Consider the following 26,998-nt stretch of genomic DNA (forward strand, 5'->3'; position numbering starts at 1 on the left):
GCGAGTCGGGCTCGGTCTGCCCCGTCAGCGCAGTGACCGGCAAGGTGGTGGCCAGCCCGACCGGGATGAGGAACGTCAGCAGAGTGCGGACTGCTGAGGGGGAGAACGCCATTGGATACCAGCGGTGAGGACTCACAGGGCTTGAGGGCCGGAGGCGAAAGACAGATGGATCCGCTCCTGGGGCGGCGCCCGCCCGAGGATCGGCCGACCCTCGCTGTGGAGGGAGTGGGTCCGAGGACCTATCCATGTCGTACGAACGCCACGGGCCGCAGCGTACCGAACCAGCCTGTTCAGCCAGCGATGATGCGGGCGATGGTCTGCACCGCGGGCAGCAGCTGGGCGAATGACTGGGCGTACGTCTCGTCGCCCCGACGGTAGGGGTCGATCACGTCGTCATCGGCGGGCGCGACCTTGACGCGGCCACGCTGGCCCGCGGCGAGCGGGATGGCGGCCCGCAGCCGCTCGGCGACGCTTCCGGTGGGCAACGCGGCCGGATCGACGCCCTCGAGCAGGCGGGCGAACTCGCGCAGGGTGAAGGTGCGCCGGACGGCGCCCGGCCAGATCTCCACCACGGCTCCACGATGGGCCCGGGTCATCGCCAGCACCAGCCCTGCCGGGCGGATCAGCTGCTCGGTCAGCTGGCGTGCGGCGAACCCGGCCGTCGAGGCGCCCTCGGCCTCGACCAACGGCACCATCGGAGGCGAGACGGGCTGACCGACCATCGCCTGGGTACCTGCGGAGCCGACCGACACCGTGGGTCCGAGCGACGCCGCGAGGAGACGTTCCACCGCGGGAGACCGGCAGATGTTGCCGGTGCAGACGGTCAGGACAGAGAATTCGGGCTCCAGGTCAGTTCCAGTGGACAAGGCTTTCCTCTGCGGTCGTCGGCGGCGTCACGATACGTGACCGTATTAACCTTAGGTGGCCGCAAGGCGCGACCGAGCCAGATCCCACCCCGCTATGCTCACCCCTGTGAAAAACTGGGCCAAGGACAACGTCGGGCCGATCATCGCCATTGCTGCGCTGCTGCTCCTCAACGTTGTACTGATCGCGCTCCTGCTGGGGCGCCCCGCGGCTCCCGTGTCCGCCGGTCCGGCGGACCCCTCGAGTTCGTCCGATCCGTCCGACAGCGCGTCGGCCGAGCCGAGCGACTCCCCCAGCCCTCAACCGAGTGCGGCCGCTGAGCCGTCGGACGGCGCCACCCCCACTGCTCGGACCAAGCGACTGATCTCGGTCGCGAGCGACAGCCAGGGTTGGCGGGCGACGATCGGCGACTGCGACACCCCCGGACGGGTCGAGGTCACCGAGGACGGTGGCCAGAGCTGGACGAGGACCACCAGCCCCGAGCTGGGTCCGGTGACCCGGATCAAGGCGCTCGACGGCAACACCCTGTTCGCGATCGGCGGGATGACCGACTGCAAGGCCGAGTTCCTCATCTCCTATTCCAACGGGGCCGAGTGGGAGGGCCGCAACGCAAACCTCAGGGGCTCCTGGTATCTCACCCCGCGGGACCGTACGCAGGTGCACGCGGCCGGCGGAGACCGCTCCCGGCCGTGCAAGGACCAGCTGAACGACCTTGCGGCCTCCGATGACCAGCACGCGGCCGTGCTCTGCTCGAACGGTTCGGTGTTGACGACCGCCGACTCCGGCAAGTCCTGGAACACGATCGGCACCGTTGCCGGCGCCTCGGCACTGGGGGCGGACGGCAGCAGCTACGTCGCCGCCGGAGTCACGGACGGCTGCAACGGGGTCACCGTCACCACCTTCGACGCCGAGGCCGAGAAGGTGAAGGACACCAGGCGCTGCGCCCCGGTCCCCGCCCCCAGCCCCGCCGACATCGCCGTCGCGAAGCGCGGCAGCAGCATCTGGGTCTGGGCCGGCCCCGACGTGGCCGTCTCCCGCGACTCCGGCAAGACCTGGTGAGGGCCCCCGCCCTGCTGCTCGTATGTCGGCCTCCCGTTTTGCGGTGTGTCGCTCTGGCCGGCAAGTCCGTATGTCGGTTTCCCAAGTCGACTTGGGAAACAGTCACGTGGCCAGGGCAATTTGCCTGGCTGAGTGACAGTTTCCTTGGCCGTGTGGGGCTCGTCGTGCCCTGTGCCCGTCGACGCGTCTCACGTCGACGGTCAGGGGGTACGGAGTTGGTACGCCGATCGGCAGGGGTCGGGCCCATCGACGGCGTCGGGTATGGAATCGGAGGATCGCCGCTCGACGTTCTCCAGGAACGGAGCCGGGAGGTCACCGCATCATGCTGGCGGGTACGCAGCCAAGGGCGACGTGAGCATCAAGGGGCTTGGCACCGACTCACGACCCGTCCGTGCAGACCTTCGCTGCACTGTGCAGGGACCCGGACGTCTGCATGGTGTGGCGAGGGTCTGCGGAGAGGGAGCCGTTCCGGGGCGCGGGTGAAGAGGTCGCCCTTCCAGCGGCTCAATGCCCTTCGACAGGCTCAGGGCGCGGGTCATAGTGCTCCCGGGCGCCCTTCGACAGGCTCAGGGCGCGGGTGACAGTGCTCCCGGGCGCCCTTCGACAAGCTCAGGCGCGGACACCCGGCTCAGGGCACGGATCAGATGTGCTGGTCCTGGCGCTCCCAGGCGGCGGTGAGGGCGTCGGGCTCGGCGGCCTGGGCCCGCTGGGGCGGGGCGGCGGCCGGGTGGAAGGTCACCTCGTCCTCGGGGGCATAGCTCGAGTCGTAGACGTAGGCGCTGGTGTCGCGACGGGCGATCTTGTTCAGCACGATGCCCACCACATTGGCGTCCACGGTGGTCAGGGACTCCAGGGCCTCGCGCAGCTGCGGCCGGTGAATGCGGTCTGCACCGACGACGACCAGAGTCCCGCCGGCGAACTTGCTCAGGATGGCGGCGTCGGTGACCGGGAGCAGCGGCGGGCTGTCCAGCAGCACCATGTCGTAGCGCTGGCTGAGCTGCTCCATCAGGTGCTGCATCGCCTTCGAGCCGAGCAGCTCGCTCGGGTTCGGCGGAATCTGCCCGGCCGGCAGGATGTCCAGCGAGCTCTGCTGCCACGGCTGCACCACGTCGTCCAGGTCGGCCCGGCCGATCAGGACGGTGGTGAGGCCGGCGCGACCCTCCAGCCCGAGATACTCCGCCACCGACGGACGGCGCAAGTCGGCGTCGACCAGCAGCACGCGCTGACCGGCATCCGCAAGCGACACCGCCAGGTTGATGGTGGTGGTCGACTTGCCCTCGCCCGGGATGGAGGAGGTGACGACGATCGACTTGGCGTGCTCGGCGACATCTACGAACTGCAGGTTGGTGCGCAGCCGTCGCATCGCCTCCGAGCGGGCGCCCAGCGGGTCGTCATGCATCGCCACCGGGTGGTTCGGGGTGCTGATGTCGAACGGCACGATGCCGAGCACTGCGCTGTCGGTGAGCGCCTGCACGTCCTGCTCGCTGCGTACCTTGGTGTCCAGCAGGTGGCGCAGCAGGGCGACGCCCATGCCGAGCAGCAGCCCGAGCAGCAGCCCCAGCGCCAGGTTGCGCTTCACGCTGGGAGCGGACGGAGCGCCAGGGACCTGCGCCTTGGCCAGGATGGTGGCCCGGACAGCCTCGGAGCCGTCGGGACGCTCCGGCGACAGGTCACCAGCGACGGCGGTCAGCTGCTCGGAGACGGAGTTGGCGATCCGAGCGGCAAGCTTGGGGTCGGTCTCGGTGGCGGAGATCTCCAGGATCACGGTGCCCGTCGGCGCGGTCGCGCTCACGTGGCCCGCCAGTCCGCCCGAGGTCGTGTCGAGGTTCAGGTCCTTGATGACCCGGTCCAGGACGAGGGGCGAGGTCGCCACCTCGGCATAGGAGCTCATCTGCTTCTCGGTGTACGTCGAGCCCTGCGCCATATCGGTCACCGACTCTCCACCCTGGACGCCGAAGAACAGGCGGGTGGTCGCCGTGTACTGCGGGGTCATCGTCAGCGTGAGTGCGGCTGCCGCCGCAACAGTGGCCAAGGTGACCACGACGACCGTGATCCAGCGCCGACGGAGAATCGTCAGATAGTCGCGCAGTTCCATAGAGCAAACCAGCCTTCCTCACCCTGCCGCTGCAGGGAACCCGGGCAATCTTTCCACATCTGGTGTGCATGACGCACAAATCCATTGGCTGGCCGCCCCCGGGCGTCAGTACGGAATCGCCTCGCAGGCAACCGTTCCGATCAGTCTCTTAGCACTGTACGCAGGGTGGAGGCGATGATGCCAAGATCGCCGAGGAAGTTGCGGCTGCGCACGTAGTCGGCATACATCGCGACCTTGCGGGGCAGCAGCACGCTCACGTAGTGCTGCTCCGGGTCCTCGGCGCCCGCCAACTCCTCCGCCTCGTTCCGCAGCGCGACCGACGCGGGGTCGGTGATGCCCGGTCTCACCGACAGGATCAACTCACGCTCCGCCGCCGGCCACAGCTCGACATAGCGGGGGACCTCCGGCCGGGGACCAACCAGGCTCATGTGGCCGGCGAGGACATCCAGCAGCTGGGGCAGCTCATCCAGCTTGGTGCGCCGAAGAACGGCCCCCACCCGGGTGATCCGTGGGTCGTGCGTGGGGCTGATCAGCGCCCCCGGCATATCGGTGCGAAGGCTGCGAAACTTGTGGATACGAAAGAGCTCACCGTTGCGGCCGACCCGCTCCTGCCGGAAGAACGCCGGGCCTCGGCTGTCCAGCCGCACCGCGACCGCGACTCCGGCCAGCACCGGGGAGGCCAGCACGAGACCGACCCCGGACACGGCGACGTCGAAGACCCGCTTGGGATCGACCGTCATCCGAGCACCCGGCGCACCGCCCGGACCACTCGATCCACCTGGGCGTCGGACATGCTGGAGAAGATCGGCAGACTGGCGACCCGTTCGAACTGTGCCGACGCCACCGGGAACTGCTCATCAGTCAGCGCATAGCGGTCACGCCAGTAGGGGTGCTTGTGCAGCGGGATGAAGTGCACACTGCAGCCGACACCGGCCCTGGCCATCTCCTCGATGAAGGCGTCACGGCCGACAGCGGCGTCGGCGGTCAGCCGGGTCACATAGAGATGCCACGCGTGCACGTCACCCGGATCGGCGTGGGCCGGCAGCTCCAACGGCAGGTCGGCGAAAGCCTCGTCGTAGACGGCGGCGATCGCGCCCCGCCGGTCGCGCATCTCGTGGGCCCGGCCGAGCTGGACGCGACCCATCGCGGCGGCCGGGTCGGTCAGGTTGTACTTGAAACCCGGCGCCACCACCTCGTACTGCCAGGAGGGCACCGTGCTGCGATAGCGGTCGAAGACGTCTCGGCTGATGCCGTGCAACCGCATGGTGCGGATCCGCTTGGCCACGTCGGGGTCGGACGTGACCACCATTCCACCCTCCCCGGTCGTCATGGTCTTGGTGGCGTAGAAGCTGAACACGACGGCCTCGCTCGCCCCCGCCCCCACCAATGAGCCGGCCGACACGGTGGGAAACGAGTGGGCGGCGTCCTCCACCACGATCAGTCCACAGTTGCGGGCCAGCTTCTCCAGGCCGCTGCGGTCAACGGCCAGGCCGGCGAAGTGCACCGGCATCACGGCCCGGGTGCGCGGCGTCACGGCCGCGGCCGCTGCTTCGAGGTCGAGGTTGAGCGTCACCGGATCGACGTCGACCATCACCGGATCGGCACCCAGATAACGCACGACCTCCGCCGTCGAGGTGAAGGTCCAGGTCGGCACCAGGACTTCGTCACCCGGCCCGATCCCCACCGCCTCAAGCGCCAGGTGCAGGCCGGCGGTGGCCGAGTTCAGCGCGACCGCATGCACGCCCTCCCCCAGGAACTCCGCGAACTCGCGCTCGAAGGCTGCCGCGCGGGGACCTGTGGTCAGCCACCCGCTGCGCATCGCGTCGGCGGCCGCCTCGATCTCCTCCTTGCCGATGTCAGGCAACGCGAACGGCAGAAAGTCTTCGGCGCTCATGCCGGCTCCTCTCGTGGCTTCGCTGGGCGTGACTCGGGCTAGCGTCATTCGGCCTGTACGATACGGCTTCGGAGGGGGCCGACACTAACGCGGTGGCGGAAGCAGCGGGTCGTACGTCGCACCGACGTTACCCAAGGACGCGAGAGAGGAGCCCGAAGCGATGCGCGTCGGACTCCTGACCCAGTGGTATGACCCCGAGCCGGGCCCGGCCGCTCTTCCCGGTGTGCTGGCCCGCGGGCTCCGCGCCAGAGGCCACGAGGTCCAGGTGTTGACGGGCTTCCCCAACTACCCCACCGGCGTGCTCGCCGACGGCTACACGATGTCCCGGCGCCTGGACGAACGCTTGGACGACATCGACGTCCGCAGAGTCGCCCTGTACGCCAACCACGACGCCTCCGCGGTGCGACGGTTTGCCAACTACGCCTCGTTCGGTGCGTCGGCCACCGCCTTCGGAGTCGGTGCCCTGCGGGGCCTGGACGCACTCTGGGTGAACTACTCCCCGATCACCGTCGCCTGGCCCATGTGGGCGGCCCGCTTCCGGCTGAGGATCCCCTCCGTCGTGCACGTGCTCGACCTCTGGCCGGACACGGTGTTCGCGGGCGGGTTCGCCTCGGGCGGGCGGCTGTCGACTCTGCTGGAGAAGGGACTGGGCGCCTGGTGCCGGGGCATGTACGCCGCCGCCAGCTCGGTCGCCTACATCTCCCCGGGCGTCGGCAGGGTGCTGCAGGACCGTGGCGTGCCCCAGGACAAGCTCCACTACGTGCCGATGTGGGCCGACGAACAGGTGTTCCACCCGAGCGATGGCAACCTGCGGGCAGAGCTGGGCATCGCCGAGGACCAGGTCGTGCTGCTCTATGCGGGAGCGCTCGGCGAGGCCCAGGGCCTGTCGACGCTGATCGATGCCTGCGCCAAGGTGGACGACCCCCGCTTCGTCTGCGTCATCGCCGGCTCGGGGGTCGCCGAGAGCGCCCTGCGAGCGCAGGCGGTGACCATCGGTGCCGACAACGTCCGGTTCGTCGGGCGGCTGCCGCAGGAGCAGATGACCCAGCTGATGGCGACCGGCGACCTCAACTACGTGGGGCTGCGGACCCACGCCCTTTCCCCGGTGACGATGCCGAGCAAGACCCAGGCTGCGCTGGCCGCCGGCCGCGCCATCTTGGTGGCGGCCGAGGGTGACGTCGCCGGCGTCGTCCGAGAGTCAGGCGCCGGCTTCACCGCCCACCCGGAGGACGTGGCAGGCATCGCCGACGCGATCAGCGCCGCCTGTCGTCTGGGCCGGCCCGAGCTGCACCGGCTCGGCGCCATCGGTCGGGACTATTACGAACGCACCTTTTCAGTCGATCAGGGTGTGACCAGGATCGAGGCTCTGCTCCAGAGGGCAGCCTCAAGGAGGAACGGTAGATGACTTCGGATGCAATGGCCGGCGCGACGGTGGCTATCACCGGCGGGACGGGCTCGTTCGGCTCAACGATGGTCCGCCACCTGTTGACCCGCGGTGTCGACACCGTTCACATCCTGTCCCGGGACGAAGCCAAGCAGGACGACATGCGCAAGCGCTTCTCCGACTCGAGGCTGCGCTTCTTCCTCGGCGATGTCCGCGACTTCGACAGCGTCGCCGAGTCGTTCATCGGTGCCGACTTCGTCTTCCATGCGGCCGCCCTCAAGCAGGTGCCGTCGTGTGAGTTCTTCCCGCAACAGGCGGTGAAGACCAACGTGCAGGGCAGCCACAACGTGATCGAGGCCGCTGCGGCAGCCGGTGCCCGTTCGGTGGTGTGCCTGAGCACCGACAAGGCCGTCTACCCGGTCAATGCGATGGGGATGTCCAAGGCGCTGATGGAGAAGACCGCCCAGGCCTTCGCCCGCAACAACCCGCACTCGAAGACCACCGTCTCGATCACCCGCTACGGCAACGTGATGTACTCCCGCGGTTCGGTGATCCCGCTGTTCGTGGACCAGATCCAGGCGGGCAAGCCGCTCACCCTGACCGAGCCGACCATGACCCGGTTCCTGATGTCGCTGCAGGAGTCGGTCGACCTGGTGGAGTACGCCTTCACCCACGCCGAGCCCGGCGACCTGTTCGTCCGGAAGGCGCCGGCCTCGACGGTGGAGGTGCTGGGCCGCGCTGTGGCGGGTCTGCTCGGTGACGAGGCCCCCGAGGTCCAGGTGATCGGGACGCGGCACGGCGAGAAGCTGCACGAGACGCTGCTGTCCCGCGAGGAACGGGTCAAGGCGGTGGACCAGGGCGACTATTTCCGGGTCCCGCTCGACGCGCGTTCGCTCGAGTACGAGCTGTATTACGAGGAGGGCGAGCAGCGTGAGGTCGAGCTGGACGACTACACCTCGGAGAACACCGAGCGGCTCGACGTCGAGGCCACCCAGAAGCTGCTGCGGACGCTGCCTGAGGTCCGCCGGCTGATCGGAGCCGACCGATGAAGGTGCTGTTGACCGGCGCCGGAGGCTTTCTCGGCTGGCACACCCGGGTACGGCTGCGTGCGCTCACCGAGCACGAGGTCGTCGCCGTGGACCGTGACTCGTGGTCACAGCTGCCGGAGCTCGTCAAGGATGTCGACGCGGTCATCCACATCGCCGGGGTCAACCGGGCGACTCCGGAGGAGGTCGAGCAGGGCAACGTGCAGCTCGCCCGGGACGTGGCCGCTGCTGTCCTGGCCGCTGGCGGCAGCCCGACCGTGGTCTTCGCCAACTCCATCCAGTCGGGCAACGACACCCCGTACGGTGCAGGCAAGAGCGCGGCGTCCGATCTGCTCGCTGCCACCGCTCGGCAGACCGGTTCCATCTACGTCGACGTCCGCCTGCCCAACCTGTTCGGCGAGCACGGCCGGCCCCAGTACAACTCCTTCGTCGCGACGTTCGTCACTGCGGTCGTCAACGGCGAGACACCGCAGATCAGCGACCGGCCGGTGGACCTGCTGCACGTGCAGGGTGCCGCCGACGCCCTCATCGGCGCCCTGTCCGAGACCGCGTCCACCAGCCTGAGCCCGGCCGGCACGGCCACCACGGTGCAGGGTGTGTTCGACACCCTCCGCACCTTCAACCAGCTCTACGACACCGGCGACATCCCGCCGCTGCTCACCGATCTCGACATCGACCTGTTCAACACGCTGCGGGCCGCCCGGTTCCCGGCCCACTACCCGATCGGGCTGACGCCCCGCTCGGACAACCGGGGCAGCCTGGTGGAGGTCGTTAGGGCCCACGGCGGACAGGGGCAGACTTTTGTCTCCACCACCAAGCCGGCCATCACCCGCGGTGAGCACTTCCACCTGCGCAAGGTCGAGCGATTCGTGGTGCTGAGCGGGCAGGCCCGGATCTCGCTGCGCAAGATGTTCAGCGACGAGGTGGTCAGCTTTGACGTGACCGGCGACCAGCCGAGCATCGTCGACATGCCGACGATGTGGGTGCACAACATCACCAACACGGGCAGCACCGAGCTGACGACACTGTTCTGGACCCATGAGCTGTTCAATCCGGCCAGCCCGGACACCTTCGCCGAGCCGGTGCTCGCCCCAGCCGCCGGCGTGAGGTCGTAGCCGATGTCGGTGCTCCTCAGCCCGCTCACCGACGCCGACGTGCAGCCGTTGGCCCGGCTGCACCGCAAAGCGTTCCCGGGCTTCTTCCTCAGCACCCTGGGCGAGCCGTTCCTGGTCCAGTTCTACCGCGGGTTCCTGTCCGACGACGACGCCGTGACGGTGGTCGCGCACGACGGGTCGGGCGCAGTGCAGGGTGCCGTGGTGGGGACCACCCAACCGGCCGGGTTCTTCGGCCGACTGGTGCGCAACCGTTGGCCGGGTTTCGCCGCCGCCAGCGTCCGGGCCGCCCTGACTAACCCGCGCGCGGTGCCTCGGCTGCTGCGCGCGGTCACCTATCGCGGGGACACGCCCGAGGGCGCCGACGGCGCGCTGCTCAGTTCGATCTGTGTCGATCCTGGCGTCCGCGGTACCGGCTTGGGCAGGCGACTGCTGGCCGCCTGGGTCGCCGAAGTCGCCTCTCGAGGCACGGATAAGGCATTCTTGACCACGGACGCCGTGGGCAACGACGCGGTCAATCGCTTCTACCAGGCGGCCGGCTGGGTGTTGTCGGACCGCTTCGAGACGCGTGAAGGGCGTCCGATGAACCGCTACACGATCTCGGTGAACGGAAACTGATGCTCAAGGTCATGACGATTGTGGGGACGCGCCCCGAGCTCATCCGGCTGTCTCGGGTGATCACGCGTCTCGACGAGACCGTGGACCACGTGCTCGTCCACACCGGCCAGAACTACGACTACGCCTTGAACGAGGTCTTCTTCCAGGATCTCGGCATCCGCAAGCCCGATCACCTGCTGGGCGTCGACACCTCTTCGCTCGGCCGGGTGCTGGGCGAGACCCTGATCCGGGCCGAGGAGGTGCTGACCCAGGAGCGGCCGGATGCGGTCCTGGTCCTCGGCGACACCAACAGCTGCATCGCCGCTGTGATGGCGAAGCGGATGCGGATCCCGGTGTATCACATGGAGGCTGGCAACCGGTGCTTCGACGAGAACGTCCCGGAGGAGACCAACCGACGGCTGGTGGACCATGTCGCCGACTTCAACCTGGTCTACACCGAGCACGCCCGCCGCAACCTGCTGGCCGAAGGCCTGCACCCACGGCGGATCCTGCTCACCGGTTCACCGATGCGGGAGGTGCTGAACGCCTACCAGCAGCAGATCGAGGCCTCCGACGTGCTGGACCGGTTGGGCCTGGTCGAAAACGGTTACTTCCTGGTCAGCGCGCACCGGGAGGAGAACGTCGACTCCCCCGAACGGCTGCGGATGCTGCTGGAATGTCTGGTGGCTGTCCGGGAGAAGTGGGATCTGCCGGTCTATGTCTCGACGCACCCCCGCACCCGTAAGCGCCTCGAGGCGCTGCCCGACTGGAGCGAGCCGGAGGGCATCACCTTTCACGAGCCGTTCGGATTCCACGACTTCAACCGTCTCCAACTCGGTGCTGCCTGTGTGCTGTCCGACTCGGGCACCATCGCTGAAGAGTCGACGATCCTGGGCTTTCCTGCCATCACCTTGCGCGACTCGATCGAGCGGCCAGAAGCCCTCGACACGGCGGGCATCATGATGACCGGGCTCGATGCGCACGACGTGACCGAGGCCGTCTCGTTGATCATGGGTTCGGACCGCCCGGTGCGTGGAGTGAGCAGGCTCACCCCCGTCGACTACCTGATCGACAACACCTCCGACCGGGCCGTGCGGTTCATCCTGTCCACCGCACGCCGGCATCGTGCCTGGTCGGGCATCAGGGAATGAGAATGGCTCTAGCCCGCAGCAGCAACCTCTACAAGTCACTGCGGCTCGCACGCAACCGGCTGGTGATCGCGCGACGGCGCCTGTCGCGTGTCGACCCGACGGCCTATGTGCACCCGTCTTCTCACGTCGCCACAGACCTCCAAGCGGATGAGTACGTCTTCGTCGGTCGCCACTGCAACATTGCGCCGTTGGTCGAGATCGGTCGTTACACAATGCTGGCCTCGAATGTGGCGATCGTCGGGGATGATCACAACTGGTCAGATCCGGGCGTCCCGATGCAGTTCTCCGGCCGTCCTGCGCAGCACGCGACCGTGATCGGTCGAGACGTCTGGCTGGGTCATGGGGTCATTGTGATGCGCGGCGTGACCATCGGCGATGGCGCTATAGTCGCGGCCGGCGCGGTGGTGACTAAAGACATTCCGGCGTGTGAGATCTGGGCCGGCACCCCTGCAGCCAAGCTTCGTGCCCGGTTCACCGATCCGGGCAGCAAGGAGTTGCACCTCGCCATGCTTGAGGGCCCTCTCGTTAGCCCTCGCTTCGCAGAAAGCCGAGAGAAGTACGAGACGCATGACGCAAACTAGAGCGCGTGTGTTGATCATCGCAGGCTACTTCGACTGGTTCAGCGGCTATCAGGAGACGGCGCTGGCCACAGCCTTCGCGAAGATTGCTGACACCGAAGTGGTGGCCTCGAACCGCGTCAGCCCAGCATTCAACGATACTCACCTCTCGAAGCTGGGTATGGACCGTGATTACCAGATCGGCAGCCGCGAAGAGCACGGCGTCACCGTGACAAGGTTCGCCGCACGCGAGAAACGATCTATGGTTTGGTCCACCGAAGCCGCCCGCTACCTGTCCGATCGACCGTACGATCTCGTGGTGCAGGTGATGCCTGGACAGATCTTCTCGGTGGCTCCAAGCCTGACACGTAATCCGGCTCGGCGGGTTGTACTCTACGGCGACAACCGAGCGATGTGGGGACATCTGAGCCGCTTGCAGCGGATGCTCAAAGGGACAGCCTTCGCGATGTCCAAGGGGGTCGTTTACGCGTTCGTCAATGCTCGCGCTGATAAGACGTACGGCTATACCCCGAACACGCTGAACAGGCTCCGCGCCTTCAGAGCGGGCTCACCCATGGAAGTCATGCCCTTGGCCTACTCACCGGAGCGGTTCTTCTTCAGTGACGACCTCAGACAGGCGACGCGAGCCCGACTTGGCTTCACCGAAGATGAACGCGTCATCTTGGCCGCAGGCAAGTTCGAGCAGCGCAAGAGGCTCGACTGGCTGATTTCTGCATTCGAGCACTTAGCGGTACAAAACCAGAACCTGCGACTGATCCTCGTCGGCGCCGACTCGTCCACTCATTCGAAACAGCTTGAGGAGCAGATCGCCGGGTCGCCTCACTCACACCGAGTCACGGTCATGGGGTTTGTGGACTCCCAGGAGCTCAATGCGATTTTCAATGCAGCTGACCTTGCCGTCTGGCCACGGAACCCCGCGATCACCATCCAGCAGGCGATGGGGACCGGCCTTCCGGTCGTCCTTCCGGAGAATGATCTCGTGGGGCATCTCATTCGACCTGGGACCGGCTTGTACTACCCGCTCACCATGGGACATGAAGTCCGTGCGCTTCAGAGAGCGCTCCAGGAGGTCCTCATGACTTTCGATTACTCGGGTGAAGGCCGACTCTCTCGGCTAGAAGTGAACTCCTGGCTATCCGCCGACAGCATCGCAGCGAGTCTGGTCAAGGAAACGCCAGACTCCTGACAATCTGTGGCGATGGTGCGTTCGTCCCTGCACAGGTCATAACGCGAAGGTCTTGAGCCGCGTCTTGATTGCCCATCGCGAGAGGAGCCAAGAGCCCGCGTAAGCGGCGGCGGAGACCATTCCAAAGCTCCAGACTGCGACTAAGGCCGACCAGCCGCTCGCCCAACAGAGCGCGACGGCGCCGGTAGACAGGACAAGTCGGGCGAAATCCCACCCGAGCTGAACGGCCTGATTCTCGAAGACGATCAACGTCTGCGAGACGGGCACTGCCACAAGCTGCAACGCCAGGCTGAGCGCAAGTGCCTGAGCATAGAGGCCGCTGGTGTGCCATGGGGCCCCGAACACCAGCGCAAAGAGCCATGGGCCCAAGACGGCGACGCCGACCGCTGCCAGGCCACCGACTATGGCAAGACGCTGACTCGTCTGCTTGAACAGTCTCCAAACATCCTCAACGTCGTCGCGGATCGCGGTCGAGATCTTGCCGAGGTAGACCTGGGCTATAGCGGTTCCCACCAGCATCACGGGGAGGGCAAGAACTCGTTGGGTCATACCGAGCCAGCCGGCGACATCGGTCCCATACCAGATTGCGATCAGAACGACGGGAACTTGCAGGCCGGCGACGTTCAGCAAGCCGGAGGGCATCATCAGGAGCGGAAATTTGCGATACCGCGTCGCATTTTGTTTGAGCCGCGACAGAGTTCGGCCTTCTCGAGCCGGAGGGCTGCGCAATGACGACCCAAGCGACATCGCAGCGGCGCTGGTCAGTTGGCCAATGCCCAAACCGACGACCAGACCGCCGGGGGCGAACCCAGCAAGGCCGCCACCGAGCTGGGCCAGAACGGTAGCCACGGACTGAGCAAGATTACGCCGGGCAATCGCATTGTAACGTCGCCGCCGAATAGCCAACTGGTTCAGTGTGAGGTAAACCCCCATCACTGCAGCTATAACAGGCACTAGCCACAGCCAAGGCATCAACTGCGGGACGCCGAAGGAAGACGAGAGGAAGTCTCCGCCTATCGCAACAATGGCGGTTCCGACGAGGAAGGTCACAGTGGAGGAAAGAAGCCCTAGGAAAACCAACGAATACGCGTCATTCTCACGACGGGGCAGTGGAACCGCCAATTCGAATCGCAGCGCCGCCACGGTTCCCAACACGGCAACAAGAGCGGAGATAATCGCGAGAACACCGAAATCCGCAGGATCATACATTCGAGAGAGAAGTGGTGCCGCCAGCAGGGCCACGCCTTGGCCACCTGCCGTCCCAGCAAGGATCGAGATGATGCCCCTCCGACCCGCGGTCAGCTTGGCGCGGGCTGGCTTCACGGCCGCCCCTACACCCTTATTCCTCATCACTCGGGCGGCTCCGTTTCATGGCAGTTCAGTATGGGCGTAATCGAGTGGTTCGCTCCCAGGTGAGTCGCTCGAACCGCGAGGGCACCAGCCAAGTCTGCGACGACAGCTTGCAGTGAGGAGACTCTCAGGGTCATTCTACGGATTGGACGTCGGGGCCCTGCTGAGCGGTTGGCACCACAGTCGAGGGACCACTCGCGAGGACGGAACCCTCGCATCCTAGGCCTTTGGAGGCGCCCCTCGGGCTCGACGAGCCGCACCCTTTCTGAGCGACGGCCGCAGCAGTGCCTGCGCTTTGGAGCAGGCGACCGCGTGGGTTAGAGTCTTACCTCGGGCCTGGCGGTGCAACTGAACCTTCTGCGCCTTGCGCAATCTTCATGAGGGAGGGCTGTGCCCAGGTCCCTCCCAGCCCAGGAAGGCGAAGATGCACGGCGAGTCACTCGGGCAGTTCCCCCGCTTGCACTCTTCTACGCCGCACAAGTGCAAAGTGGGTGTTTGCAGCCTGTTACGTCGACCGCGGGGCGAGAGGTACGTAGGAGGAGGGCTCAATGACTCGATCTGGCACCGCCCAGATGAGGCTTCACCGGCGGCCCAGCGGAGGAGCGCCGGCGCGAAAGATCTCAGCCGCCAGAGGCGCACAGTCCAAGCTCACGAACCCCCCAGCACCAACTCACTCAGGGGTGGGTGACGTCGCGGTCGGTGTGATCTTCGGCATCCTTTCGGCGTCGAACCTGGTACAGGGCGCCTGGACCACTCAGCTGCCTTGGCTCGACCTCACTACCGCGAGTTTCATCCTCGCCGTGCCGGCGACGCTGTTCGCCCTGACACGTCGAGTACGCCTGAGCGGCTTTCTGTGCCTCTTTCTCTTAATCGCAAGTGTCAGTTTTGGCTTCATTGAGCCCGCGCTGGGGGCGGAGGCAGTCAGTAAGAGGATCAATATTGGGGCTGCTGTCCTGTTTGTCCTGGCTGCCAGCTTCTTGTCATTGTCGAATCGCCGGCGAATCAAAGCACTGTGCGTCACCATCGTCGTACTCGCATTCGTCGTCGTTATTGGCCAGGTGGTGGCGCCGGATCCGATAGCACTTGACACCGGGAGGCGAACACCAGTGGGCCTGAACGCGATCGGTTCGGGACGCGCCGTAGGTGCAGGCCTGGTCGTTGTTCTTGCATTCGCGGCCTCAGTCCGCAAGATGCGGCATCTATTGTCATTGAGTGTCTTGGCACTTCCACTTGCCCTCGGACTTTACTGGGCCAGCAGTCGCGGGCCGGTTCTCGGTGTCCTTGTCGCTGTTGTTCTCATCGTCTGGAAGCAGCCGATGTTGCGACGCTCGATCAAAGTCGGCCTTCTCACTGCGGGCGCGGTCGTGGGGCTGATTGCCTATCGGAAGCTCGTTGTGAGTGGCTCCCGCCTAGTCGAATCATCCGGATCTGGTCGCGAGACGCTTTACCGCGAGGCACTCCACATCGCCTCTACGCACCCGGCTGGCGTGGGGTGGGGTAACTTCTACCGGTTCGTCCCACCTGCTCTTCTCGATTCGGACCAAGGTGAGAAGTTGTACGCGCACAACATCATCCTTGAATTCTGGATCGAAGCTGGCTTCGCTGGTGCCATTCTCTTCCTCGTGTTCTTCGTCATTGTAATGCGGAGGGGGCTCCAACAGGCCTCTTCGACGATGGGAATAGCACTGGCTGCCCTTGCAATCAGTTCTTTCGTCGGTGCTTTGTTGAGCAGCGATATAGTAGGTAACCGCATGATGTGGGTCGTTTTCGGGGCAATTCTTGCGGCGCCACTCGCCAATACGGCCAATGGAGTACACCAGCCGCCTCCTCGAAAGGAATCCCCCAGGATCCGTGAACTCCGTCGACTAGCTGAGATGCCGAGCGCGTCCTGAGGTCTGAAGCAGCCGGTCGGTGGCGCGGTTCGTCGGCAGGTAGTGACCAACGTCGAGATGCCGTAACCAAGCGGTCAAGTGGAATGGTCTGGGTTTCCCTTGCAGTGCTCATACTGATCGCGCTGCTCTGTGCAGTACTCGGCGTACAGAATCCCCGCCCCGCACCGTCCTCGCAAGGCGAGACCCAGCCCAACGATCACAATCCGAACTTCCTAGCTGGCCGGTTCATGCTCGGGGACTATGGCAGTCCCATCCTTGAACCCGAAGACGCCTCCGGAGTCTCACGAATCAATGTGGACGCTACGGTGAAGAAGTTGAGTGAGGCGAATATCAATACGTATGCCTACTTGATCTGCCCTGATAAGAATGCCAATCCGCGCGTGTCAAGCTCCCAACTGGACGACCTGCCAGCATTTTCAGCAGCCGCTGGAGCCGCTGGGATCGATGTCTTCGTCTACCTGGTCCCGCCAACAGAGGCTCCTCAACAGGCCTATGCGCCATTCCACTGGGACTACAAGTCCTGGGCTACTCATATAGCTGAAATTGCTGCGCATGTGCCGTCGATCAAGGGCATCATGATCGATGATTTCGGAGGTAACACGCAGCCGCGGGCCGACCTCTCGTTTCACTTCACCCCCGCTTACGTGCGGGACATGATGGCCAGTGCAAGGAGGGTTGCACCCTGGCTCACTTTCAGTCCAGTCTTGTATTACCACGATATGCTCGGGCCCAGGGCTGTCCTCTCTGACTACCGTGATGCCATTCAAGGCGTGGTCTTCCCCTATTTCGGATACTCCGACGGTCAACTGGTCCCTGGAAACACGAAGGACGCCTCACGGGCATACCGCCAGGGTGTAGAGGTCGCTCGACTTTTGAAGTGTCCGAGTGGGCCCTCCTGCGATCAAGTTGTCTTCCCTCGACGAGTGCACGGGGACAAGACCTCCGACACTGCAACGCTCACTGCGACTTTCAAGCCTCTTCCAACTCAGCGTCGTTTCGTAACGATCATGACCAACGATGACAGGGGGACCCTCGGTAGAGGCGGGTACCAGGTGGAGATCCTTGTAGACGGCAAGGTCGTGGCTGCGCGTGCTCCGCGCAGCGGCTGGCAGACCCAAGCCTTCGACATCACAAGCGCCACATCGGGAAAGAACCAGGCGAATGTGCAGATCAGGCTGTCGAGACTACCTATCATGCGTGATCACCCGTTGACCGTGCAGATCGACGAGGCCACTCTGAGTGGGGGGACCATAGTCACGAAGTTCAACCCAGCCAGGATGGACGTCCAGGGCAGCAGCCAGACCATCATCAGCAACGTGCCAGTGATCTACATGACCTACGCGACACCCCTCACTGCGGAGCATGGCCAAGGAGCTTCTCCGGCTTACGTCCGTAGCGTGCTCTTCAGTGTTGACGCCTTAAGGAAACAGAAGCTGGTCGACGGTTCTCTTCTGTTCAACTTGTACCTTCCGGGCTCGACGACTGAGTCCGACCCGGAGAACTACACGATCGTGCAGGAAACCTACGGGCGTTGGGCGGCCGGCGGTTAGCTCTCGCCTTGCTGATGAACGCTCGAGCCTACGCCTTGCCCACCACGAGCACGGTCGCCTCCGGGAAGGCCTCGCCGTCGAGGTGACGACGTCCATCCACGATGACCTTCACACCCGGCAGATCCTGCTCCGTCAGGTTCGTGTAGTCGGCGTGGTCGGCCTGCACCACCGCAACGTCCACCGGCGTCCCCAACGAAGCGGGCTCGAAGCCGAGCTCGCGCAACTCGTCGTCGGAATACATCGGGTCGTGCACGGTGACCTGGGCACCCTCGGCCCGCAGCGCGTCCACCGTCGGGAACACACCGGAGAAGGCGGTCTCCTTCACCCCGCCGCGATAGGCGGCACCGAGCACCACCACCCGGGCGCCGGTCAGGTCACCGTAGGCGCCCTTGGCCAGCCCGACCGCGTAAGCCGGCATGGCGGCGTTCGCCTCGCGTGCGGCACGGACGACGGTCGCCGTCGGGTCGTTCCACAGATAGAGCCGCGGATAGACCGGGATGCAGTGACCACCCACGGCGATGCCGGGGCGGTGGATGTGGCTGTACGGCTGGGAGTTGCTGGCCTCGATCACCTGGTAGACGTCGATGCTGTGGGAGGCCGCGAACCGGCCGAACTGGTTGGCCAGTCCGATGTTGACGTCACGGTAGGTGGTCTCGGCCAGCTTCGCCATCTCGGCTGCCTCAGCGCTGCCCAGGTCCCAGACGCCGTTGCCGCGTTCCAGGTCCGGTCGCTCGTCGAACTCCAGCACCTGCTCGTAGAAGGCGACCGCCTCCTTGGCGCCGGCGTCGGACAGCCCACCGACCAGCTTCGGATATTTGCGCAGGTCGGCGAACACCCGACCGGTCAGCACCCGCTCGGGCGAGAAGACGAGGTGGAAGTCCTCACCCTCGACCAGCCCGGACTCCGACTCCAGCAGCGGCTTCCACCGGCCCCGGGTCGTGCCGACCGGAAGGGTGGTCTCGTAGGACACCAGCGTCCCCGCCTTGAGCCCCCGGCCGATGTCCTGGGTGGCCGAGTCCATCCAGCCGAAGTCGGGCTCGCTGTCGGCGTTGACGAACAGCGGCACCACGACCACCACCGCCTGCGCCTGTGCCACCGCGGCCGCCGTGTCGGTCGTCGCGGTCAGCCGCCCGTCGGCCACCACCGCGGCCAGCTTCTCCGCCAGGTGCGCCTCACCCGGGAACGGCTCCTCGCCACGGTTCACCTGGTCGACCACCGCCCGGTTGACGTCGGCGCCGATGACCTGGTGCCCGCGGCTGGCGAACTGGACGGCCAGCGGCAGGCCGATCTTGCCGAGCGCGACAACGGTGATGTTCATGAGTGGTCCTTGATGTCGATGGTCGTGCCGGTGTTGGCGGACTCGATCATTGCCTCGGCGACGACGACGGTGGTGAGTCCCTGCTCCATGGTGACGATGTCGGCGGGCCTGCCCAGAACCGCGTCACGGAAGTTCTCGTGCTCCACTCGCAAGGGCTCCGGCTTGGCGATCGCATACCTGACCACGTCGCCTTCCGAGACCCCTCGGAACTGCTGCACGTCGTCCCAGGTGGTGCGCACCGAGCCGTTGGCATAGAAGGTGAGGTCGGCGGTCAGCGTGTCGGCGACGAAGGTGCCCTTCTCCCCGGTCACGATCGTGACCCGCTCCTTGAGCGGCGACAGCCAGTTCACCAGGTGGTTGGTCACCGTACCGTCGGTGAGCGAACCCACCACGGCGATCAGATCTTCGTGCTCCCGCCCGCTCTTGTGCGCCGTCCGGGCCGCCACCGAGGCGAAGGCCTGCTGGGTCACCCAGGCCGTGAGGTCGATGTCGTGGGTAGCGAGGTCCTTGACCACCCCCACGTCGGCGATGCGTCCCGGGAACGGGCCCTGCCGGCGGGTGATGATCTGGTAGACGGTGCCGAGCTCGCCCTGCTCCAACCGCTGCCGGGCCGACTGCAAAGCCGGGTTGTAGCGCTCGATGTGGCCAACGGCACCGACCAGTCCCTGATCGGCGAACGCCTGGGCGATCCTGCGGGCGGAGGCGATGTCCTGGGCCAGCGGCTTCTCGATGATGGCGTGCACCCCGGCCGCGGCCAGCGCCAGCCCGACCTCCTCGTGGTACACGGTCGGTACGGCGACCGCGCAGTAGTCGAGACCGGCGGCGATCAGCTGCTCGACGCTGTCGTGGACGGGGCGACCGGCGGCCACACCGTGCTGGTCACCACCGGGGTCGGCGACGGCGACCAGGTCGACCCCCTCCAGGCTTGCCAGGACGCGGGCATGGTGCCGCCCCATCATGCCGAGCCCGATCAGGCCAGCGCGCAGGTTCGCCATGATCAGGCACCTGCCCTGGCTAGTGCGTTGACGGCGGTGACAATCCGTTCGAGGTCGGCGTCGGAGAGCGACGGGTGCACCGGCAGCGACAGGCACTCCTGGGCGGCCTGTTCGGTGGCCGGCAGGTCAACCGGCGACTGGAACGGCGCCAGCCGGTGGTTGGGGATGGGGTAGAACATGCCGGAGCCGATGTTGTGCTCCTCGCGGAGCGCCTTGGCCAGGCCGTCGCGGTCGTCGGCGACCCGGATCGTGTACTGGTGGTAGACGTGGATCGCACCGTCCGCCACTGGCGGGGTGGTGACGCCCTCAAGATGGGCGGTCAGGTATGCAGCGTTCGACTGCCGCTGTTTGGTCCAACCGTCGACCTTGGTCAGCTGCACCCGGCCGATGGCGGCGTGGATGTCGGTCATCCGGTTGTTGAAACCCACCACCTCGTTCTCGTACTGCCGCTGCATGCCCTGGTTGCGATAGAGGCGCAGCAGCCGCTCGATCTCCGGGGTGGCCGCGGTGACCATCCCACCCTCACCCGAGGTCATGTTTTTCGTCGGGTAGAGCGAGAACATGGCGAACGAGCCGAACGCCCCTACCGGGGTTCCGCCGAGGGAGGCGCCGTGGGCCTGAGCCGCGTCCTCGAAGATCTGCAGCGAGTGCTTGTCGGCGACCGCCTGCAGGCCGGCCATGTCGGCCGGATGGCCGTAGAGATGCACCGGCATGATGCCGACGGTCCGCTCGGTGATCGCGTTCTCGACCGAGACGGGGTCGAGACAGAAGCTGTCCGCCTGGATGTCGGCGAAGACCGGTGTCGCGCCGGTGAGCGCCACCGAGTTGGCGGTTGCGGCGAAGGTGAACGAGGGCACGATCACCTCATCTCCCGCCTTGACCCCGGCCGAGAGCAGGCCCAGGTGCAAGCCGGACGTCCCGGAGTTGACCGCGACGCAGGCGCGTCCGAGTCCGAAGTGCTCGGCGTACTCCTGCTCGAAGGCGGCCACCTCAGGACCCTGCGCGAGCATGCCACTGCGCATCACGCGGTCGACGGCGGCACGCTCCTCCTCTCCGATCAGCGGTTTGGCAGGCGGGATGAAATCGGTCATGAGGTGGTGGTCTCCATGGACGTGTCGGGGGTTTCTGAACTGGCTGGCGTCGAGGTAAGAAGGGTGAGCGACTCGTTGTCCTGGGCGTAGAGCTCGCCGGTCTGCGGGCAGCGCCACCGGTCGTCGGCGGTCTGCTCCAGTGGGACACCGGCCCGGCCGACCCACCCGATCCGCTTGGCCGGGACGCCGGCGACCAGCGCGAAGTCCGCCACATCCTTGACCACCACTGAACCGGCCGCGACCAGCGCCCAGGCGCCGATGGTCACGGGGGCCACGCAGACGGCCCGGGCGCCGATCGAGGCGCCGGTGCGGACGGTGACACCGACGGCTTCCCAGTCGTCGCCACGCTTGAGCTGCCCATCGGGGGTGATCGAGCGGGGGTAGTGGTCGTTGGTGAAGACCACGCTCGGGCCGACGAAGACGCCGTCCTCGAGGATCGCCGGCTCATAGACCAGGGCGTAGTTCTGCAGTTTGCAGTTGTCGCCCATCCGTACGCCCGAGCCGACGTACGCGCCACGTCCGATCACACAGTTCTGGCCGAGGATGGCACCCTCGCGCACCTGCGCCAGATGCCAGATCGAGGTTCCCTCTCCAAGTTGGGCATCCTCTGCAACATCTGCCGTTGCCTGAACGCGGGCCATCTTCACTCTCCCTACCTGTGCTCTCGGCTCGAGCCGCTGTGCTACCTGTACGGGTCCCCGGAGCCCACCCGAGCCTAACGCAGGTGGCCCAGCAGCCCATATTCGCGCCTTGAGCCCGACCCACGCGCCCCGAGCTCGACCCACGCGCCTCGAGCCCCACCCCACGCGCCCTGAGCTTGTCGAAGGGCGAGAGGTTGAGGCACATGGGTGAGGCCTTCGACAAGCTCAGGGCTCGTAATGAGGCCCTTCGACAAGCTCAGGGCACGTAGTGAGGCCCTTCGACAAGCTCAGGGCACGTAGTGAGGCCCTTCGACAAGCTCAGGGCACGTAGTGAGGCCCTTCGACAGGCTCAGGGCTTGTGCTTAGCGGGCGAGCCGCAGCCGGCTGTTGCCGGTGGACGACACGTACTCGTGCCTGGCACCGATCTCGGCCGGGTCGATCGGGGGGACGGGGACGTGGGCGATCAACGGGTGATGCTTGAACACCCCGCGCTCCTCGTCGCTGAACAGCACCTCGTGCATCTTCTCACCCGGACGGAGGCCGGTGAAGACGATGTCGATCCGGGCACGGGACTGGGCCACCAGCCGCTTGGCGACGTCGAGGATCTTGATCGGCTCGCCCATGTCGAGGACGAGCACCTCCCCCGGCTCACCGATGGCGGCGGCCTGGATGGTCAGCTGGCAGGCCTCCGGGATGGTCATGAAGAACCGGGTCACCTCGGGGTGGGTCACGGTGACCGGCCCACCCGCCTTGATCTGACCGGCGAAGGTGTGCAGCATCGACCCACGGCTGCCGAGCACGTTGCCGAACCGGACCGAGAGATAGGTGCCCTCTGAGCGGTGCGCGAACCAGGAGGTGAGCTGTTCGGCCAACCGCTTGGTGCTGCCCAGCACGCTCGACGGGCTGGCCGCCTTGTCGGTGGAGATGTTGACGAAACGGCTGCAGCCATATCTCTGCGACATCTTGAGCACGTTGAGGGTGCCCAACACGTTGGTCTTCCACCCCTCCTCCGGATACTGCTCCAGCATCGGCAGGTGCTTGAGGGCGGCCGCGTGCAAGACGACGTCCGGTCGGTGTGCGGCGAAGACCGCATCCAGGGCCGCCTCGTCGCGGATGTCGGCCAGCACGATGTCGTTGGTGTCCAGCAGTGCCCGTCCATAGATGGAGAGCTGTACGGCGTGCAGGGCGGACTCGTCGCGGTCGAGCAACACCAGCTCCTTGGGACCGAACCGGTAGACCTGACGGGCGAGCTCGGAGCCGATCGAGCCGCCGGCGCCGGTGACCAGCACCGTGCGGCCGGTGAGGTAGTCGGCGATCTCGTCGAGGTTGGTGTCGATCTGGTGCCGTCCCAGGACGTCGGCGATGTGGATCTCGCGGACATCCTGGACCGAGACGCGGTTGTCGATCAGGTCAGCCAGCGGCGGCAGGATCAGGAAGCGTAGACCGGCGTTCTCGACAATGGTGGAGACCTCGCGGACGAGTTCTGCACTGGCCTGGGTGATCGCCAGAATGACGGTGCTGGCGCCCTTGTTCTCGGCGGCCTCGAGAATCTGATGCCGATTACCGAGGACGGGAATACCCAGCAGGCGCAGATTGCGCTTTGCCCTCGAGTCGTCGATCAGGCCGACCACCTCGTACGGGGCACTCTCGTCGGTGGCAATCGAGCGGACCAGCTGGTGGCCGGCGTCGCCGGCACCGTAGATCAGCACCCTCTCCGCCCCTTGCCGGGAGAGGACACCACGGCTGGTCCAGGCACGGTAGCCCCAGCGACCCGCGCCCATCAGCATCAGGGCGATCGGCGGTGTGAGCACGGCAGTGGCCCGCGGGAAGGTCTGGGTTCCGATGAATCCGAGGAACACGACACCGAGCACCACGGCCCCGGCGAGAGCGGTGGCGGCGAGCCCGAAGCTCTCCTCGAAGCTGGCGGTGCGGTAGCGACCGCGATAGAGCATCAGCAGGGTGCCGAACACGACCTGCAGGATGCAGGCCAGCGCGAGGTAGCCGAAGATGACCGACCACTGCATGGCGCTGAGGTTAAAGTCATAGCGGGTCGCCGCCACCAGCAGAGTGGCAACCACCCAGCTGGCGAGGTCCCACCCGACTCGGGCTAGGCGTCGGTGAAGTGAGGGGTCCTGCACAGTGGTCTCCTGTTCCTGGCCTCGCCCCCCGACGCGCATGACAAATCCTTGCGAAGCATAGGACACAAGTGCCGGGGAAGGATAGTCGAGCAGTGTCAACTCTCAACGTAACGACTCGCCGCAGATATTCTCCCTAATGTCGAATTTGCCTTCGTCTGAGCCGTACCGTCCGGGAATCTGGCCGAATATCCACATTTCACTTCCACTTGAACCGTCGTGAAATGCCGCCCGGGTTCGATCGATGTTCACCTGGAGTTCAGCACTGCTTCGCCTGCACTATCGGCGTAGGGTGCCCGGTATGAGCACAGCCGGGGAGGTGACCGACGCCACGGCCCAGCCTGACCAGCCCGATGTCGCAGCGCTCATTCCCATCGTCCGCCGGATCGTCTTCGCCCGCGTGGCCGACCGGGCCGCCGCGGACGATCTGGTCCAGGAGACGCTGGTGCGGGTGCTCGCCGCATCGGAGCGGGTCGAACCGGGCATGCTCGAGCCGTACGCCATCGTCACCGCCCGCAACGTGGTCGCCTCGATGTGGAAGCAGGAGGACCGGCATCGGCGCAACCAGCACCGGGTCGTCGACCTGGCGCCGGCGCAGGAGCCGGACGAGAACCTCCTGGAGCGGGAGGAGCACGATGCCGTGACGGAGGCTCTGGCGCGGCTGTCGGAGCGCGAACGCCGCACGCTGCTGGCGCATGAGGTGTCGGGTGAGGACACCCGCTCGCTGGCCAACGAGCTGGGGGTGTCGGCTGGGGCGGTGGCCGCACAGCTCAACCGGAGCAGGGCCCGGCTCCGGGTCGAATATCTGCTGGCCCTCGAACAGGCCGAACCCCCTACCGACCGGTGCCGACCGGTCCTGTTCGCACTGTCGATCGGTGACCGACGGCGCCAGCGGGAGGTCGACGCGGCTCGGCACCTGCTGGAGTGCAACCTGTGCGCCCGATTGAGCGAGCCGTTGATGGAGCGCGGCCAACCGAATGACAACGAGACCCGCATTCGCATCCGCTCGGACGCGGACATCGTGCTGGCCCGCCAGGGGGCCAGAGAGCTGGCCGCCAGGCTGGAATTCTCGCGCACCGAGCTGACGGTGATCGCCACGGCTGTGTCCGAGATCGCGAGAAACATCGTCCGTTTCGCCGGGCAGGGGGAGATCCTGGTCGAGCTGCTCGAGAATCCCCGACCTGGCGTACGCGTGGTGGCCCGCGACACTGGTCCGGGCATCGAGGACGTCGATCAGGCCATGGCCCAGGGCTACAGCACCTACCACGGGCTCGGGCTGGGTCTGCCGGGGGCGCGACGGTTGATGGATGAGTTTGCGGTCGTGTCGGAACGCGGCCGTGGAACGACGGTGACCATGACAAAGTGGCGACAGGGAGGATGAGCATGAACGAAGAGTCAGCGACCGCTCGTCAGCTGAGTGCGGATTTCCCCACCCTCGACCGTGAGGACGAGGATCAGCTGTTGCCGCAGTTGGTGGCGCACCTGCGCGAGCACCGAACCAGGCTCCGGCAGGAGTGGGCCAGTCGCATCCAGGGTGCGCACCTGCTGCAGGCGATGACCCCGCAGGAGATGGCGGCCGAGACCACCTCCGTGTATGACAACTATGTGGAGGTGCTCGAGACCGGAAGCGTCGAGGCCCTGCAGCACTACGCCCGTGACCTGTCCGAGCGGATCATTCCCCGCGGCGTTGAGACGCACGAGGTGGTCGGGATCGTGCTGCTGCTGCGGGACGTACTCGCCCGGTCGCTGTTCGGCAAGTATCAACGCGACTTCGGTCTGCTCAACCGGGTGCTGGACGCCTACGAGCCGGCCGCGAACCGCATCGCCAACACCGTCGCCGTCAGCTTTGTCGAGGAGCGGGAGCGGGTCATCCGCCAGCAACAGGACTCCATCCGCGAACTGTCCACCCCGGTGCTGCCGGTGCGGGAGAGGTTGCTGATCCTGCCGATCATCGGCGTTCTGGACACCGAACGCGCCCGCCAGCTGACCGAACAGCTGCTGAGCGGCATCCGCACCCATCGAGCCAAGGTCGTGGTCATCGACATCACCGGCGCGCCAGACGTCGACGAGGCGGTCGCCAACCACCTCGTCCAGACGGTCGACGCCTCGCGGCTGATGGGTGCCAGCGTGATCATCACAGGCCTGTCCCCCGAGATCGCCCAGACTCTCGTCACCATCGGAGTCGATCTGAGCAAGATGAACACCATCGGGGACCTGCAGGGCGGTCTCGAGGAGGCCGAGAGACTGCTCGGCTTCACGGTGAGTCGACGGGATGGAACGGCGGGGCCGTGAACGGAGGTCCGGCGCTGGTCTCCATCTTGCGGCAGGGTTCGTATCTGATCGCGTCGATCCACACTGCTCTCGACGATTCCCAGTTGGTCAGGTTTCAGCAGGATCTGATCAACCAGATCGGACGTTACCGGTCCCGAGGTGTGGTGATCGACGTCGCGGCGCTCGACGTCCTCGACTCGTTCGGCTCCAAGACGCTGAGGAACGTGGCCGAGATGGCCAGGCTGCGCGGGGCCATCACCGTCATCGTGGGGATCCAGCCCGATGTCGCGTTTGCGATGGTTGAGCTGGGCATGGGCACTGGATCGGTGCATACCGCCCTGGACCTGGAGGAGGGGCTGGCCTACCTGAACAGCCACCTGGCGTCCCCCGCCGCCCCCGGCGTGGTCGGCTTCCAAGACTGAGATGGCCTCCGTCGACGACCTTCAACGCGACTACCGCGCGGCGTTCCTGCGTTACCTCCCACGCGGGGAGGAGGCCCCGCTGCACATGGGCTACGAGATCGGCCGCTCGGCCGTCGTCGATGGGTTGAGCATCCTCGACGTGGTCCAGGTCCACCACGACGTACTGCTGGAGGTACTCCGAGACACGCCGAGGGATGACCTGCCTCGTGTCACCAGTTCCGCATCGGAGTTCCTGGGCGAGGTGCTGGCGACCTTCGACATGACGCAGCGCGGTTTTCTCGCCGAAGGCTGACCTTTCCCGACACGGACTCCTCCACCCCACGTGCATGACGCGGATCAGCAACTTTCGTTGGTCCCACCGACGCAG

24 protein-coding genes are annotated in these 26,998 nt (G+C 66.1%); 14 read left to right on the forward strand and 10 right to left on the reverse strand.

Annotated features, from left to right (window positions below; all coding sequences use genetic code 11):
* Positions 1-290 precede the first annotated feature (290 nt).
* Positions 291-866, reverse strand: a complete 576-nt coding sequence (locus JOE57_RS07270) for an arsenate reductase/protein-tyrosine-phosphatase family protein (protein WP_204917059.1) — start codon at positions 864-866, stop codon at positions 291-293.
* 106 nt (positions 867-972) lie between these two features.
* On the opposite strand from JOE57_RS07270, the gene JOE57_RS07275 reads away from it, so the two are divergent.
* Positions 973-1,923 (forward strand): beta propeller repeat protein, encoded by a 951-nt coding sequence (locus tag JOE57_RS07275; protein ID WP_204917060.1) that lies wholly within the window; start codon positions 973-975, stop codon positions 1,921-1,923.
* Between the two features lie 640 nt (positions 1,924-2,563).
* Here JOE57_RS07275 and JOE57_RS07280 read toward each other — a convergent pair.
* The 3 genes from JOE57_RS07280 to JOE57_RS07290 all read right to left on the reverse strand — a co-directional run bounded on the left by JOE57_RS07280 (position 2,564) and on the right by JOE57_RS07290 (position 5,912).
* Positions 2,564-4,018, reverse strand: coding sequence for a tyrosine-protein kinase domain-containing protein (locus JOE57_RS07280; RefSeq protein ID WP_204917061.1), 1,455 nt, complete (start codon positions 4,016-4,018; stop codon positions 2,564-2,566).
* Between the two features lie 140 nt (positions 4,019-4,158).
* Positions 4,159-4,758: a sugar transferase gene (locus JOE57_RS07285; RefSeq protein WP_204917062.1), complete on the reverse strand. Its 600-nt coding sequence runs from the start codon at positions 4,756-4,758 to the stop codon at positions 4,159-4,161.
* Positions 4,755-5,912, reverse strand: a complete 1,158-nt coding sequence (locus tag JOE57_RS07290; protein WP_204917063.1) for a DegT/DnrJ/EryC1/StrS family aminotransferase — start codon at positions 5,910-5,912, stop codon at positions 4,755-4,757. Before JOE57_RS07290 ends, JOE57_RS07285 begins: the two co-directional genes overlap by 4 nt.
* Before the next feature lie 160 nt (positions 5,913-6,072).
* Here JOE57_RS07290 and JOE57_RS07295 point away from each other — a divergent pair, with 160 nt between their 5' ends.
* Genes JOE57_RS07295 through JOE57_RS07325 form a run of 7 tightly spaced genes read left to right on the forward strand, consistent with a single transcriptional unit; the run spans position 6,073 to position 12,966 of the window.
* Positions 6,073-7,317 (forward strand): glycosyltransferase family 4 protein, encoded by a 1,245-nt coding sequence (locus JOE57_RS07295; protein WP_204917064.1) that lies wholly within the window; start codon positions 6,073-6,075, stop codon positions 7,315-7,317.
* Entirely contained in the window at positions 7,314-8,345 is a 1,032-nt protein-coding gene (locus tag JOE57_RS07300; protein WP_239578873.1) for a polysaccharide biosynthesis protein, read from the forward strand. The genes JOE57_RS07295 and JOE57_RS07300 overlap by 4 nt, the downstream gene beginning before the upstream one ends.
* Positions 8,342-9,457: a polysaccharide biosynthesis C-terminal domain-containing protein gene (locus tag JOE57_RS07305; RefSeq protein ID WP_204917065.1), complete on the forward strand. Its 1,116-nt coding sequence runs from the start codon at positions 8,342-8,344 to the stop codon at positions 9,455-9,457. The genes JOE57_RS07300 and JOE57_RS07305 overlap by 4 nt, the downstream gene beginning before the upstream one ends.
* Before the next feature lie 3 nt (positions 9,458-9,460).
* On the forward strand, positions 9,461-10,072 hold the full coding sequence (locus JOE57_RS07310) for a GNAT family N-acetyltransferase (RefSeq protein ID WP_204917066.1): 612 nt from the start codon (positions 9,461-9,463) through the stop codon (positions 10,070-10,072).
* A gap of 11 nt (positions 10,073-10,083) precedes the next feature.
* Positions 10,084-11,202, forward strand: coding sequence for a non-hydrolyzing UDP-N-acetylglucosamine 2-epimerase (gene wecB / locus JOE57_RS07315; RefSeq protein ID WP_204917067.1), 1,119 nt, complete (start codon positions 10,084-10,086; stop codon positions 11,200-11,202).
* Between the two features lie 2 nt (positions 11,203-11,204).
* Positions 11,205-11,783, forward strand: coding sequence for an acyltransferase (locus JOE57_RS07320; protein ID WP_239578874.1), 579 nt, complete (start codon positions 11,205-11,207; stop codon positions 11,781-11,783).
* Between the two features lie 7 nt (positions 11,784-11,790).
* Positions 11,791-12,966: a glycosyltransferase gene (locus JOE57_RS07325; protein ID WP_204917069.1), complete on the forward strand. Its 1,176-nt coding sequence runs from the start codon at positions 11,791-11,793 to the stop codon at positions 12,964-12,966.
* 36 nt (positions 12,967-13,002) lie between these two features.
* Here the strand turns inward: JOE57_RS07325 and JOE57_RS07330 are convergent, their stop codons facing one another.
* On the reverse strand, positions 13,003-14,289 hold the full coding sequence (locus JOE57_RS07330) for an oligosaccharide flippase family protein (RefSeq protein WP_204917070.1): 1,287 nt from the start codon (positions 14,287-14,289) through the stop codon (positions 13,003-13,005).
* Positions 14,290-14,996: 707 nt separating this feature from the next.
* On the opposite strand from JOE57_RS07330, the gene JOE57_RS19155 reads away from it, so the two are divergent.
* Positions 14,997-16,208: an O-antigen ligase family protein gene (locus JOE57_RS19155; RefSeq protein WP_204917071.1), complete on the forward strand. Its 1,212-nt coding sequence runs from the start codon at positions 14,997-14,999 to the stop codon at positions 16,206-16,208.
* Between the two features lie 83 nt (positions 16,209-16,291).
* Entirely contained in the window at positions 16,292-17,758 is a 1,467-nt protein-coding gene (locus tag JOE57_RS07340; protein ID WP_204917072.1) for a hypothetical protein, read from the forward strand.
* A 28-nt stretch (positions 17,759-17,786) separates the two neighbouring features.
* On the opposite strand, the gene JOE57_RS07345 is transcribed toward JOE57_RS07340, so the two are convergent.
* The 5 genes from JOE57_RS07345 to JOE57_RS07365 form a co-directional block, all read right to left on the reverse strand.
* Entirely contained in the window at positions 17,787-19,076 is a 1,290-nt protein-coding gene (locus tag JOE57_RS07345; RefSeq protein ID WP_204917073.1) for a nucleotide sugar dehydrogenase, read from the reverse strand.
* Positions 19,073-20,071 (reverse strand): Gfo/Idh/MocA family protein, encoded by a 999-nt coding sequence (locus JOE57_RS07350; protein ID WP_204917074.1) that lies wholly within the window; start codon positions 20,069-20,071, stop codon positions 19,073-19,075. The genes JOE57_RS07345 and JOE57_RS07350 overlap by 4 nt, the downstream gene beginning before the upstream one ends.
* Positions 20,072-20,073: 2 nt before the next feature.
* Positions 20,074-21,162 carry a DegT/DnrJ/EryC1/StrS family aminotransferase gene (locus JOE57_RS07355; RefSeq protein WP_204917075.1) on the reverse strand — a complete coding sequence of 363 codons (1,089 nt, stop codon included), beginning with the start codon at positions 21,160-21,162 and terminating at the stop codon, positions 20,074-20,076.
* The gene (locus JOE57_RS07360) at positions 21,159-21,803 is read right to left on the reverse strand and encodes an acyltransferase (protein ID WP_239578876.1); all 645 of its coding nucleotides are present in this window, start codon (positions 21,801-21,803) and stop codon (positions 21,159-21,161) included. The genes JOE57_RS07355 and JOE57_RS07360 overlap by 4 nt, the downstream gene beginning before the upstream one ends.
* A gap of 362 nt (positions 21,804-22,165) precedes the next feature.
* Positions 22,166-23,980, reverse strand: coding sequence for a polysaccharide biosynthesis protein (locus JOE57_RS07365; protein ID WP_239578877.1), 1,815 nt, complete (start codon positions 23,978-23,980; stop codon positions 22,166-22,168).
* A 259-nt stretch (positions 23,981-24,239) separates the two neighbouring features.
* Between JOE57_RS07365 and JOE57_RS07370 the strand changes: the two genes are divergently transcribed.
* From JOE57_RS07370 to JOE57_RS07385, 4 genes are read left to right on the forward strand one after another with little or no spacing between them, the layout of a single operon-like run.
* Positions 24,240-25,319, forward strand: coding sequence for a sigma-70 family RNA polymerase sigma factor (locus JOE57_RS07370; protein WP_204917077.1), 1,080 nt, complete (start codon positions 24,240-24,242; stop codon positions 25,317-25,319).
* A 2-nt stretch (positions 25,320-25,321) separates the two neighbouring features.
* The gene (locus tag JOE57_RS07375) at positions 25,322-26,230 is read left to right on the forward strand and encodes an STAS domain-containing protein (RefSeq protein ID WP_204917078.1); all 909 of its coding nucleotides are present in this window, start codon (positions 25,322-25,324) and stop codon (positions 26,228-26,230) included.
* On the forward strand, positions 26,227-26,631 hold the full coding sequence (locus tag JOE57_RS07380; protein ID WP_204917079.1) for an STAS domain-containing protein: 405 nt from the start codon (positions 26,227-26,229) through the stop codon (positions 26,629-26,631). Before JOE57_RS07375 ends, JOE57_RS07380 begins: the two co-directional genes overlap by 4 nt.
* 1 nt (position 26,632) lies before the next feature.
* Positions 26,633-26,923 carry a phosphatase RsbU N-terminal domain-containing protein gene (locus JOE57_RS07385; RefSeq protein ID WP_204917080.1) on the forward strand — a complete coding sequence of 97 codons (291 nt, stop codon included), beginning with the start codon at positions 26,633-26,635 and terminating at the stop codon, positions 26,921-26,923.
* The last annotated feature ends 75 nt before the right edge of the window (positions 26,924-26,998 follow it).

Origin of the sequence: Microlunatus panaciterrae, from assembly GCF_016907535.1 — a bacterium.
Classification (GTDB): Bacteria; Actinomycetota; Actinomycetes; order Propionibacteriales; family Propionibacteriaceae; genus Microlunatus; species Microlunatus panaciterrae.